Source organism: Clostridium sp. JS66 (genome assembly GCF_033561535.1).
GTDB classification, from domain to species: domain Bacteria; phylum Bacillota; class Clostridia; order Clostridiales; family Clostridiaceae; genus Clostridium_AM; species Clostridium_AM carboxidivorans.
Genome location: NZ_CP131467.1, coordinates 855715 through 869538, shown reverse-complemented (window position 1 = coordinate 869538; position 13824 = coordinate 855715). Strand labels below are relative to the sequence as shown.

12 protein-coding genes are annotated in these 13824 nt (G+C 29.6%); 6 read left to right on the top strand and 6 right to left on the bottom strand.

Annotated features, from left to right (window positions below):
• Positions 1–18: 18 nt before the first annotated feature.
• Positions 19–1962 (bottom strand): FAD-dependent oxidoreductase, encoded by a 1944-nt coding sequence (locus tag Q6H37_RS03845; protein WP_318739264.1) that lies wholly within the window; start codon positions 1960–1962, stop codon positions 19–21.
• A gap of 242 nt (positions 1963–2204) precedes the next feature.
• Here Q6H37_RS03845 and Q6H37_RS03840 point away from each other — a divergent pair, with 242 nt between their 5' ends.
• Positions 2205–3131: a LysR family transcriptional regulator gene (locus tag Q6H37_RS03840; protein ID WP_318739263.1), complete on the top strand. Its 927-nt coding sequence runs from the start codon at positions 2205–2207 to the stop codon at positions 3129–3131.
• A 78-nt stretch (positions 3132–3209) separates the two neighbouring features.
• On the opposite strand, the gene Q6H37_RS03835 is transcribed toward Q6H37_RS03840, so the two are convergent.
• Positions 3210–3350 (bottom strand): hypothetical protein, encoded by a 141-nt coding sequence (locus Q6H37_RS03835; RefSeq protein ID WP_318739262.1) that lies wholly within the window; start codon positions 3348–3350, stop codon positions 3210–3212.
• A gap of 412 nt (positions 3351–3762) precedes the next feature.
• On the opposite strand from Q6H37_RS03835, the gene Q6H37_RS03830 reads away from it, so the two are divergent.
• From Q6H37_RS03830 to Q6H37_RS03810, 5 genes are all read left to right on the top strand, one after another.
• Positions 3763–3900 (top strand): hypothetical protein, encoded by a 138-nt coding sequence (locus Q6H37_RS03830; RefSeq protein WP_318739261.1) that lies wholly within the window; start codon positions 3763–3765, stop codon positions 3898–3900.
• A 59-nt stretch (positions 3901–3959) separates the two neighbouring features.
• Complete coding sequence (locus Q6H37_RS03825) at positions 3960–4271, top strand: PqqD family protein (RefSeq protein ID WP_318739260.1); 312 nt, start codon at positions 3960–3962, stop codon at positions 4269–4271.
• 2 nt (positions 4272–4273) lie between these two features.
• Positions 4274–5650: a B12-binding domain-containing radical SAM protein gene (locus Q6H37_RS03820; RefSeq protein ID WP_318739259.1), complete on the top strand. Its 1377-nt coding sequence runs from the start codon at positions 4274–4276 to the stop codon at positions 5648–5650.
• Between the two features lie 140 nt (positions 5651–5790).
• Positions 5791–6471, top strand: a complete 681-nt coding sequence (locus Q6H37_RS03815; protein ID WP_318739258.1) for a hypothetical protein — start codon at positions 5791–5793, stop codon at positions 6469–6471.
• Between the two features lie 1395 nt (positions 6472–7866).
• Positions 7867–8550 carry an ABC transporter ATP-binding protein gene (locus Q6H37_RS03810; protein ID WP_318739257.1) on the top strand — a complete coding sequence of 228 codons (684 nt, stop codon included), beginning with the start codon at positions 7867–7869 and terminating at the stop codon, positions 8548–8550.
• Between the two features lie 271 nt (positions 8551–8821).
• Here Q6H37_RS03810 and Q6H37_RS03805 read toward each other — a convergent pair whose 3' ends face one another.
• The 4 genes from Q6H37_RS03805 to Q6H37_RS03790 form a co-directional block, all read right to left on the bottom strand.
• Positions 8822–10207, bottom strand: a complete 1386-nt coding sequence (locus Q6H37_RS03805) for a DUF445 domain-containing protein (protein ID WP_318739256.1) — start codon at positions 10205–10207, stop codon at positions 8822–8824.
• A 14-nt stretch (positions 10208–10221) separates the two neighbouring features.
• Entirely contained in the window at positions 10222–11469 is a 1248-nt protein-coding gene (locus Q6H37_RS03800; RefSeq protein WP_318739255.1) for a DUF445 domain-containing protein, read from the bottom strand.
• Between the two features lie 170 nt (positions 11470–11639).
• Positions 11640–12992 carry a 23S rRNA (uracil(1939)-C(5))-methyltransferase RlmD gene (gene rlmD, locus Q6H37_RS03795; protein ID WP_318739254.1) on the bottom strand — a complete coding sequence of 451 codons (1353 nt, stop codon included), beginning with the start codon at positions 12990–12992 and terminating at the stop codon, positions 11640–11642.
• A 3-nt stretch (positions 12993–12995) separates the two neighbouring features.
• Entirely contained in the window at positions 12996–13544 is a 549-nt protein-coding gene (locus Q6H37_RS03790; RefSeq protein WP_318739253.1) for a hypothetical protein, read from the bottom strand.
• Positions 13545–13824 lie beyond the last annotated feature (280 nt).

The window sequence follows — 13824 nt, the reverse complement described above, 5'->3', positions numbered from 1 at the left end:
GAGTTTCTATGTCTAATCTTAAATATCCAGTGCACGGTAGTATCCGTTTGTAACTGCCTCAACAACACGACCCGGCTTAATACAGTCGCCTGTTTCAAATACACGTGGTGCTGCGTTATAGAAGCTGTCTGCAACTGCACAGTCAGCTTTCATACCTGCTGCTAACAAAATGCTGTCAGCCTCCAAAGTAACTTCACCATGGGTTGTCTCACAGACAAGTCCTTCAGCTGTAACAGCCTTTGCCTTTGTATTTACATTAATCTTGATATTGCTGCCACGCATTGCCCTTACCATTGCACTTTTGTGCATAAAGTAAGAATCTGCTGCCCAGTCTCTTTTCATCTCAACGATTGTAACATCTTTTCCAAGGCTATCCAGATAAATTGCAGATTCGCATCCAACAAGACCTCCGCCAAGGATAACAACCTTGTGTCCAAGTGCAGGAGCCTTCTGATGAAGAGCTTCAAGTCCAACAACTTTCTCATTACCAATTCCAGGGATTGGTGGAACAATCGGTTTAGCGCCAATAGCTGTAATAATGACATCAGCATTCTCTGCTGCAGCCTGTTCAGCAGTAAGCTCTGTATTCAAACAAACCTCAACGCCTGATTTCTCCAAACGTCCTTTTAATACTTTTACAAAGTTGAACATATCCTGCTTAAAAGGAATATACTGTTCAGAAAGAAGTTGTCCGCCAAGCTCACTGCTCTTTTCATAAAGAGTAACAGAATGACCACGATGAGCTGCTGTAATAGCTGCTTCCATACCGCCTGGGCCACCACCAACTACGATAACTTTTTTTGGCGTTGTAGCTGGGAATGCATGCTTATTTTCCAGTTCGTTACCAATAACTGGGTTAAACGCACAACAGAATGTTCTATTTGTTAAATAATTGAAGAAACAAGTGTAGCAGCGGCAACAGCGATTAATATCATCTGCATTTCCTGAAAATGCTTTCTCTGGGAAATATGGATCAGCCAGTGATTGACGTGCAACCTGTATGATATCTGCTTTTCCTGAAGCAATAATTTCTTCCATCATGTCCGGATCATTTAGTCCGCCTAATGTAGCAATTGGTGTCTTAACATGCTTTTTAATCTCAGACGCAAGATATACATTATATCCATGTTCAATAAACATAGATGGGTGAGTAAGTGTAAATACCTCTGGATCTTCATGAATACCAGCAGAAACATGGATAATATCCACCTTCCCATCCAGCATTTTGGCCATATCGATACCTTCTTCGATTGTGTATCCATCTTTCGTATACTCTGCTCCACTCATACGGAATTCAATTGGATAATTAGGTCCAACGGCTTCACGTACTTTTTCTATTACCAGCAGTGGAAAACGCATACGATTCTCCAGACTGCCACCCCATTTATCTGTTCTGTAATTCATGGTTGGAGAGCTGAACTGACCAAGCAGCCATCCATGACCACCGTGGATAAGTACCATGTCAAAGCCAGCTTCTTTCACCAGTTTTGCACCTTCAGCAAAACAATCCGCAACTCTATAGATATCCTCATCTGTCATGCTGCGAACCTGAAGTCCTTCTGGATTTATTTCATCATTGGGCCCAATTAATGTGCCATCAGCATTGCCATGACCACGGGCATTCCCATATTTTCCTCCGTGGGCGAGCTCCATTACTGCATTACAATTGTGACGATGCATAGCGTTTGCAGCTTCCTTAAGTGAAGGGAGAGACATTATGTCATAGAGTTTTATTTCCTTTGTGTGTGTACGACCAATAGCATCTACAATACCAAGACCAATGGCTACACTTGCAAGACCACCACGTGCACGATTTTCATGAAATGCGATTTCTTCTTTCCTCATATTACAGTCTGCATCTAATTCCGGATTGGACATAGGCGCACCAAAAATTCTATTTTTAAAAGTAACTCCGTTAATCTTAATAGGACTCGCAAGATGTGGATAATATTTGTTCTTCATATCTTTTTACTCCTTTTTTATCTGAGTTTGATAATTTCTTGACACCTTAAGTATATATGATAAAATTAAGACAAAAAAGAAGAAAAATCATTGTATCTATACAACCAAAAGGTTGTATGCAGAAGACTGTTTCGTGAACATTTGCGATTTTTAATTATACTTGCGCTATTTTCTATAAGAAACTTATTATACAATGTGTGATAAGTTACTATATTTAAAAAAGTTATGAAGGAGGATGGGTTATGACATTCAGACAAATGGAAGTCTTTATAGAAGTATGCGAGTGCAAAAGTATCAATAAGGCATCTGCGGTATATCATGTATCCCAGCAAGGCATATCCAAAATAGTCCGAGAACTGGAAGAAGAGCTTGGATGCCAACTGCTTTACAGAAATACCAATGGAGTATCCCCCACAAAATATGGCGCGTATTTTCTGGATGAATGTCGTATTATTTTGGAGCGAAAAAGATATATGTATTCCCATATTTCTCAGATAAAGGATGTGCCTCAGGAAACCATTTTTCTTGGTATGGCCTTTGGCGTAATTTCTGTACTGCCTTATAAACTGATTACAGATTTCCAGAATACACATCCACATGTGAATATTGAATATGCAGATCATGCAGACTTTTATCTGGAAGAACTTTTGAAAAAAGACGAATATGATTTCTGTATTACAACTGGTGTCATAGATTCAGACCGCTTTTCTGCTGAATGTTTGATGCAAGAAGATATATATCTGTGTATTCCGTGGACACACGAATTATACCGCAAAAAACATATCCAGATAGATGATTTGAACTGTCAACGATATGCCATGTTTAACACACAATTTCACATACGCCACAATTTCGTTGCGACTTGTCGAAATGCAGGATTTAACCCAATTATTGATATATCCTCTGGTGACTTCAACTCCTTAAGAGAGATTGCACAACATAACAACCTTCTGTTTGTTGTTCCAGCACATACCATACGTCCGGATGATTCCAAGCTCAGATATTATAAATTTCCAGATGATAACTTTAGCTGGGACGTATATTTCGTAAAGAAAAAAAACAAAGTGTTGACTGAAAATATGTTGGCATTTTATCGATATATAAAACAGCAACTTCCTAAACTCAACAATCATCAGAGTACAATAGCTTTCCATGACCTCAATGAATGAAATTCCAAATGAAAAATAAATCCCAGCAAGGCTGTCAGTAATATCATCGTAGACAGAAGAGTCCTTCCCATAGCAAGCTCAACCAAGCCTTTTTAGCATCAATTTCAAGAATAACTGGCTTATCATTATGTCTTTTGCTAAGTACTCTTCTACAGATATTACTTTCTTTTCTTCTCCATCATCTGCTGTTAATATATCTCCCAATATTTTATATTCCACTTTACCACTTACATAATAACTCTATTTATACCATTATTTTTACAATAATTAAAATAATATAGCAGTAATTTAGATAGAATTCAATATGTATATCGCAAAACTACCATATTTTATCCCAAATGTACTTTATATTCAAATATTTCATTTCACGACATAATTTACATATTTCATAACATTTATATTGAATTTAAGATTAATATATATATAATCTTAAATTAGAGAACAAACTAATTAACTATATACTTTAAGTGAGTTTGTTCTCCTCCTCTATGATTTACTATTTTATGTAGTTACAACTATTATCTCATGGTGGAGGAAAATATAAAAACCTAACAGCTAAAAAGTTAGGCTAATCAACACTTGTGGAATTCTGCAAGCGACTAAACCATAAACTTTTAAGGAGGTGACATTTATGAAATACGAAGAACCAGTTATGCAAATAATTGAAGATGAAGAAGTATGTGTTGATGTACATTCTTCTGCATTCGCTTTGGCTGCTGTCGGTGCAATTGTTATATCAGCATTATGGCCACCTACACATGTACATTAAGCTATAAGGGGAATTTTCTTATATTCCCCTTATTAAATTTAATAGAAAGGATGAAATCAATGTTAGATTTTAAACCATGTAGAGTTATTCAAAGTTATAAAATTGAAAATAACAAAGCTTCAATAATTGGATTTAATCATGTTGTAGAGCTAAATTCAGTATCTACTGTACTTTGGAAGATGTCAAATGGTAAGAACACAGTCAAAGATATCATTACAGAAATTCTTAATATATTTGATATTTCAGATGAAAATAAAGTATATGATGATATAAAAAAATTAATAGACATGCTCCATAATGAAGGACTTTTAATTAAAAATTGGGATCCTTTATATAAAGATAAGATAGGAATTCTAACTAGGGGGAACTAAGTATGAACAATGATTTAGATGTACTTTTAATAAATGCACCATCTCCATTACCTGGAAGTATATTATCACATAGGATTCAAGGGTTACCACCATTGGGCTTGGGATACATTGGAACATGGCTTATTAAAAATAATTATACAGCAAAAATACTTGATTTTTACATTAAGGAAGTTACAATTCTAGATTTAGAAAAAATTATTAAATCAAATAGTCCAAAGCTTATAGGAATATCAACAACTACAGAAACCTATAAAAGTGGACTAGCTATTGCTAAATATATAAAATCATTGAATAGTGAAATAATCGTCTTTATGGGTGGATGTCATGTAACATTTGAATATGAAGATACATTAAAATCTGGATTTATAGATTTAGTTGTTAGACATGAAGGCGAATTAATAGTAAAAGATTTGTGTGATTATTATATAAATAATATTGGTAGTCTACATAATATCGAAGGCATATCATATATTGATAATGGAATAATAAAGAAGAATCCTCGCAAAAAATTCATAGAAGATCTAGATATGATACCTTTTCCAGATAGAAAACTATATGATTTAAATAAATACGCTGTACCAGCAAGCATTTCTACTAGCAGAGGATGTCCAGGCAAATGTATATTCTGTGCCGCTACTGCTTTATCAGGTGGAAGATATAGAGTACGTTCAGCAGAAAATGTACTTGAAGAATTTAAATATTTAAAGTCACTTGGTAGTACTCATATACAAATAGTTGATGATACAATGACTGCAGATGTTGAAAGATTATATAAACTACTTGAACTACTAAAAAAAGAAAATCTAGGCATTACATGGAATTGTGAATCAAGAGTTGATATAATGAGTAAAGATTTATTAAAAGAGATGAAAGACTGTGGATGTACATCAGTTCAATTTGGTGTAGAAACTGGAAGTCAAGAAATGTTAGATTGCTTAAAGAAAAATATAACAATTGATCAAATAAGAAAAACTTTTTTATGGGCAAGAGAGCTAGACATTAGTACTGCTACTTGTTTAATGATAGGTCAACCATATGATACAATTGAAACTATAAATAAATCAGTAGAATTAGCATTAGAACTACAATCTTATGGTGCAAAAGTAGTTTTCAGTGTTTCTACTCCTTTTCCAGGTACCTTTATGTATAATAACCCTGATAAAGTTGGGATAAAAATTAAGGATTTTGATACAGATAATTATAATACATTGACTCCAGTGTATGATACTAATAATTTTAATAGAGAAGATATTCAAATACTATATTACGATGCATTAATTAGACTAAGTAAAGGCGATATAAGACCTGAGTCAAAGATATTATACAAAAACATAAGTAAATATTTAAAAGAACAAGTTGCAGAACTAACTTGTGAATAAATTTATATTAGTGTTCCTTAAGTTTATAACCAAATATCAAGAATCAATAAGTTATTGATTTAAAATTAAATTTCTTACATTATAATGATACAAATAGGCTAATAAACATTTATGTCCTATTATGGAAAGGTTAGTTATTCATGATTAGAAGTTTTTATATTGATATACCAAACAATAAGAAAGATAATTTTTTTGTATTATATATATATATATTGCAAAAAGTTTTTAAATATTTGATTGTACCATTATTGGTTCTTATAACATTAGTATTATGCGTACATAAAGACTTACTAAAAACAACCAATATACCAAATATTTTCATATGCATTTTTCTAATTCTGTTATCAATAACATTAGAAGAAACTTTTCATGCCTCTATGTTGATTATTCAAGGTAGAGGTAATCAAGTTAAATCATTGAGATTTGATTCAATACAATTTAAAAAAATTAAAATTTGCATAGGAGTTTCTGTATATTTTAATGGCGAGTTTACTAGTAATGATATTTTATATATATCATTAGCTGGACCAATTATGTCATTGCTGTTTGGTTTAATCTCATTTTTGATTATTAGTGTGCTTATCGTAATATTCGTACATAAGATACAACTTACATATTTCTTTATACTATTTTTAGGTCTTTTAATGGTAGGAATGTTCTCTTTAGTTCCATTTAATAAATTCTTTATTAAGACAGATGGCTATAAGGTCTATGAGCTTATTAAAAAATATAAAATTACGCCAAAGAATATTGTAAAAACAATTTCTATGATTTTAAAATATTGTTTGATTTTTGTTTTTAGAAGCTTAAAAGTTACCTAAGGAGTTAATTTCTATGGATAAAAATATAATCTACTGGATAAAAGCAAATAATTTTAAAAAAAATTATAAATATCTACTAATATATATATGTATATTTTTAATATCAAATTATTTTGGAAATTCATTTGATATGTTTCTTTCAAAAAAGTATGAATATAATAGTATATTAATAAAAAAAAGCCTTGCATTGTTGCATATTATAATTACTTTTAACTTAGTAATTGTTAACACAAAAAAATTTTTATGTACCAATGAAATTTCTTTTTTAAAAGGACTTTCGTATACAAACATACAAATAACTAGTATTGGATTTTTTAAACAAAGATATATTTTTTATATTCTTTCAATAGTATATGGGATTCTTAATTTTAGAACATCTATTTTCTTAATTTTGATTAATTTATTGAAATATTTTATGTTGTATTTAGCTATTTATAAATTTATACTATTGATTTTCTTAACAATTAATATATCTTCAATTTATAAAGCAATTAAAATTATCCTTGCAAGTATGTTCTTAGTGATATTAGCATATTGCCTTTATATTAATTTTAATTTTAAAATAGCTGATTTATCTTTAGTATTTGAACATGTAATTAACAGCACATTTATAAAATTTTTAATAAATAATTTATATGATAATTTATATTTTATAATGACTTTATTTATTATTCTATCTATTTTATTGATTTTGATAGCTAGAAAAGTACATATTTATGCTTCACTTGTAAATTCAACTACTAACAGATTTAATAATATAAAAGATTTACTTCACAGGAAAAATAGATTTAAAAAACCAGTTATATCCCATATATTGAAAGATTTTTTTTCATTAACTAGGAACATGGATTTTTTACTGCTACAAATACTTTCATTTTGTATATATCTCGTTGTTGTTTTATTTAATAATGATTATACTATATATTTTATTATAAGCATTATTGTTATATATTTGAATACAATGTATTCTCAAGTGCTATATAAAATTGAGGCTAGCAATTTTATGATATATCAACAACTACCAATAAAGTATAAAGAGTATGTATGCTGTAAAATAATAAGTGTTCTTTTTATATCAACATATCAATTTATAATATTATATTCTTTTAAATGTTTTATTTTTCCTAAGTTAATATTAATTATAATAACCTTAGTTATTATAGCTCTATTTTTATCAATATATTATAATAGCATATTAATAATGTTTTACCCTAATATAGAAAAGACAAATATTCCAATACTAATTGGGAATTTTTTAATGATTGTTCCGCTTCTTCCATTTGCTATTATTTACATTGCATTAAAAAATGGTTATAAGAACTGGAAAAAATACTTTTATGAATAAAATTAAGATGTAAAAATCTATTTAATATCATAGAAAGAGGTACTACATTTATGTTAACTGCTAATAATTTAACCAAAATATATCCTAATAATAAAGGCATCACTAAAATTTCTATAAACATAGATTCATCAGAAATTTTAGCACTAATAGGTCCAAATGGTTCTGGTAAGTCAACAACTTTAAAAATTATTGCTGGTGTAATGAAAAGTCAAGAAGGAAACGTTTTGGTTAACAATCTCTCTACTACTAGTAGAGAGTCAAAAAGATATATTGGTTATCTACCAGAGGACTTATTTTTTTATGAAAAAATGAGTGTATATGAGTTTCTTGATTTTGTAGCTTGTGTAAAATTCAAATCAAATTTAAGCTCAGATATTGAAAGCCTATTAGCTAGCTATGATTTATGGGAACACCGACATCAATTATTAAAAAATTTATCTATGGGAATGAAAAAAAAGATTGGCATAATTAGCGCTTTTCTAGGTAACCCTAACTTAATAATACTTGATGAACCAACAAATGGAATTGACACTAAAGGAATAATTACATTAAAAAAACAGATAAATGATTCTAAATCTAAAGGAGCCATTATTATAATATCAAGTCACATTTTAGATTTTGTCAGTAGCATTTGTTCAAGATTTATATTTTTAAAACATGGCCAGATTGCTAAAGATATTTCTAGTGCTTCTAATTTGAATTTAGAAGCACTTTACTCTGAGTTATACTTATAAATTACAAGCTAGTGATATAGATGTATACATTTAATCTGCAAAAATTTAAAAAGGAAGGTTTCCCTCCCTTTTTGCTTTCTTCTTATTATTTTGTTCATATTTTATTCACAAATTGCAAAGAATGCTGCGAATCTTTAGCTAATCTTGCTATTTCAGTTCTCATGATTAAGAAATTAAGTGATTTCTCTTTGTTGTTCCTTTTGTAATAATATCTCTGCTAATTTAATATAAAAATTTTGTTCTTCCGTTGTATTTCTACTAAAAAATAATTTTACATTAAATGAAACACCCTTGATATAATAGGCATATAAACCCCATTCATAAACAAAAATACAATTAATCCAAACACCGCTCCAACAATACACCCATTTATACGAATCCAATGCAACTCGTTTCCTGCCTTTTTCTGTATAAAATCATTAAGGGAATCATCTGTTAAATTGCTTAATGTTTTATTAACTATAATTCCTATAAAATGATGCTCTGATTTTATAATCTTATAGATAAATCCTTTAATATAAATTTCTATACTTCGCTTTGCTTTACTATCATTTTTAAAATTTTCCCAATAACTGCTTATTTGTTCTTTTAACCAATTAATAACAGGTTGCATACTGTTTGAGTACAATTGAAAATTTTCCACATTTGTATTCTTGGATAATAGTTCATCCACTTGAACGCTTTCCTTTTTAATAGCATACCTTAGAGCCATAATAGTATTTTCTATAACATTGCCAAGCTCATTTCTAATTATAATTTTTTCAATGGTATCCAATTTCCACTTTTCTACACTAGATATTACTTTCTCATCAGTATGCAGTTTTTCTATAACTTCTTCAATTTTATTGATCATTTCAATATGTATTGGATTATTTATATCTTTTAACTCTAAAAGCACTTCTAATATCTGTTTTTGTATAGAGTATGCTGCATCTAAAGTGTTGACACTATCTGTCTCTTCTGCTAATGTCACTGCAACTTGCATTAACATTCTTTGGATACCTTTTTTATTATCTATATTCTTTTTTATAAGTTCATTTATCATATTATAAATTTCATTTCTTGTATTATCTTCTTTTGCCTTCGCAATTATTTTCTCTAAGACATCAACAAATAACTTTTCACAATCACTACTTTTTACTGCAAAAATTAAAATTTTACTTAAGTATATAGATAAGTCCACTTCTTTCAAATTGCTTTTCAAATTGTCTTCAATGTACCTGGCAATTTTATCTTTATCTATGTCCTCTAAAAACTTTGTAGTATATTTCTCCAGGAACTCAAATATATATCCACCTTGTTTTGCATTCCTATCAATATATTCAATCAAGGTATCAATAATCTTAATTTTCTTTATCCTACTCTTTAATGTTCTTTCATTTAACAGTTCATTTTCCACCATATAAGCTATTGAATTTATAACCTTATCTCTATTCTTAGGAATTATAGCGGTATGCCATGGAAAGCCTAAAGGTTTTTCATATAAGGCTGTTATAGCAAACCAATCCGCAATTCCTCCAATCAATGCTGCTTCAATGACAAAACCCAACATTTCAGTAAAAAAGCTTTTGTGAAAATATGCTTTTATAAAAACAACGGTAATAAATGCTATAAGTAATATAAATAATAATCTATCTGCTATCTTCTTATTTCTCATATTCTTACCCCTATTTAAATTCTATATGTTAGGATAAACACTATAATACCAATTAAGCCGCCAACCACTGAACCATTAATTCTAATTAATTGCAAATCATTTCCTGCCTTTGACTCAATTAGTTCTATTAACATATCATTTGAATACTTGTCTAAATTTTCTCTAACAATTCTACCAATGCTTTCATGAGCACTGTCAATAAGTTGTGATGCAGCCTTCTTTATATAGTTATCCACACTTTTCTGAAAACAAATATCATTATTAAACTTATTTCTAACAGTATCAATTTTAAGCTCTGTCTCATAAATAAATTTCTTTATGATGCCATCCTCTTCCATGCCTTTGTCCTTTAAATTTTGAAAAAATCCATCTACATATTCTTCAATTTTAAGATTGTTTATTTGACTTATCTTCCATTTTTCAATTTTATTCTTAACATTATCACTTTGCTCTAATTCTATAAACTTCTCATCAATCCATTCTTTAAATTTTAATCTATCACTATTATTGGTATTTTTGAAATTATAAAAATAGTCTGCTGCCTTTTCCTGGATAACCCTTGCAATGTTTTCAGGAGATAACTTCAAAAGCATATCTAGTACTACTGCATTAAGAATAATTCTCTTTGTCATACCATTTTCATAAGAATTTTTAGTTTTCTCTACTACATCAGTAAGTATACGATGAAAATCATCTGTTCTAATATAAGAAATAATTTCATCAATTATAAAATTTATTATTTTTTCATCATATCCATTTTTTATTGATATCTTAACGGCAGAAATCAATATCTTCCATAAATTTAATTGTGCTAGATTTTGTGTTACTAAGTTAGCTGCAACCTTGCTCGCCTCATCATTTTGTATTTTGTCAAAACTCTCCTTAATAATTGAGCTAGCAATCTTTTTAATATTTTCATACTCTTTATTATTTGATGCATACTTTAAGATTACTTTTGAGGTGTCATATTCATTTAACAGTTTCTTTAAGTGTTCTCTTGTTAATAGCTCCTCACTCACCATATTGCTTAAACCATCAAATATTTTTTCTCTATTTTTAGGTATTATCTCAGTTTTAAATGATACTCCAAGGGGCTTTCTAAATAAAGCTGTTATTCCATACCAATCAGCAAATCCTCCTATCATTGAAGCACAAAAGCCACTACTTATAAGACCCCCAATGAAAGTTTTATGGAAAGGATAACTGATTAGGAAACCAATTGTAGCTATAATTAGGATTACAGTAGCTTTATAACGATTCATAATAGTTTAGTATACCTCCTGATTTTTTTATTCATTATAAAATTAAAATAAGACACTGCCCATATACTTGAGTATATTATTTATGGCTCAAAATAATTTTTCCACCGTATATAAAATTACGGTGGAAAATCTGTATTTTAGTATTCTATAAATTTATATACCTATTGATTTTACTTGCTTAGCTTAACCACAGTCTCCACGTGAGGCGTGTGTGGAAACATATCCATAATCTTAACCTTCTCAACCTTATAACCTGCTTCTATAAGGCCTTTTAAGTCCGTAACCAAGGTTTTAGGATTACAGGATACGTAAACTATGTCAGGAGCATTAAACTTTATAACATAGTCTAAAGCCACTGGATGAACTCCTGGTCTTGGTGGGTCTAATATTATTACATCTGGTTTTTCAGTTACAGTTTTTATAACCTTAGCCACATCACCAGCTATAAATTCACAGTTGTTTAAGCCATTTAATTTAGAATTTTCATTTGCAGCCTTAACAGCTTCTTCTATAAGTTCAATACCTAGAACCTTTTTAGCATTAGAGGCCACTATCTGGCCAATTGTACCAGTACCACAATAAAGGTCAAAAACCACCTTTGAAGAAGCATCTCCTAAAAATTCTTTAACTATGCTGTATAACTTTTCTGCACCCTTTGAATTAGTTTGAAAAAAGGATTCTGGGGCTATTTTAAATTTAAGGCCCATAAGTTCCTCAATTATATAATCTCTACCATAAAGTACTTTTATTTCATCTGCCTGAACTACATCTGAAAAACTATCATTTATAGTATGTAGAATTCCTTTTAACTCTCCAGCATAACTTAAATTTAAAAGACTTTCTTTAAATTCTTCTAAATCAAAGTCTATCTGTGATGTCGTTACTAAGTTTACTAATATTTCACCCGTATTTTTACCTTTTCTTATTACTAAGTTTCTTAAGTATCCTTCTCTTTTCATAACTCTATAATAAGGAAGTGGATTTTTTCTAAAATAATTTACTGTGAAATCTAAAATCTTTCTAAAATCTTCATCTACTATTTTACAGTTATCCACATTAACTATTCCAAAACTTTTTCCTTTTATATGCATTCCAAGGGTTAGTTCTCCGCCCTTTTCTTCATCTCCAAAGGTGAATTCCATCTTATTTCTATACTCAAATTCTTCAGGACTTGTTTCTATTCCCAAGAATTCATAATTCTCAATACCTGCATTATGAAAAAGGTCTAATACTTGCTTATGTTTTAATTCAAGCTGTTTTTCATAAGGCAGAAATTGAGTTGTACATCCACCACATAAATTAAAATGCGGACATGATGGTTCCACTGCATAATTTACATTTTCTATTACTTGTAATAATTTTGCTTCTGCTTTATCTCTTCTCTTCTTAGTAATCCTAGCTAGTACCTTTTGTCCTGGAATTCCATTCTTAATAAGTACCCTTGTGCCATCTTGAACTGCTACTCCAGTGCCAGGGAATTGAGTTTCTTCTATGTAAAATTCGTATTCCTTGCCTTTTTTCAATTCTTATTCTTTCCTTTCTTGAACTTCCTTTTTACTTAATTTCTGTCCTAAAGTTTCTTTTACTTTTGTATTTTCCATTATTACTGGATATAAAATCAATAATACTATCATAAATATTATGAAAAATCCTTTGTAATCTACAACATAATATCCAAATATAAGTCTTAATATAAGATCCAGCAAACCTACACCTGCAATTGAAACAATTCCTACTACTGCTGTATCTACAACAGCTGCTTTTAAAGAATTACAGCTGAATTTTGTATGAGGTTTTTCAACTTCATTTACTGCAACACTCTTATCTTCAGCAACCACTACATCTGTTTCTTCTGATTTGTATGCTAATGCTTTAGCTTCCTCTAGTGCTTTAGTTTCTGCTGCTAATTTTGCTTCTTCTGCTGCTTTAGCTGCTGCTAGTTTTGCTTCTTCCTCTTCTATTAATTTTTTTTGCTCCTCTTTGTTTTTATTTTTAAGCTCTTCCAAAAATTGTTTTTTTGCTTCTTCTTCATCTATTAACATTTCTTCTTTAATCTCTTCTTTATTCTCATCCATTTCCTTATTCCTCCTAAAAAATTCTGTTTCCGTAACAAGTATATTATGCTATACTATTGTCTTTATGTAAATAGCTATTTTACTAAACGGAAAATATGCAACTTAATATTTTAGCTCTTATTTAATAAAATTCCAAAATGTTTACACTTCCATAAAAACACCTTATAATCATATTTGTAAATAAATTTAAGCTCCTTTTAATTATAATACAATTTTCTCTAAATGAAACTTCTATTTATAACTGTTAAATTTTTTGAAACAATTTGTTAATATATTATTA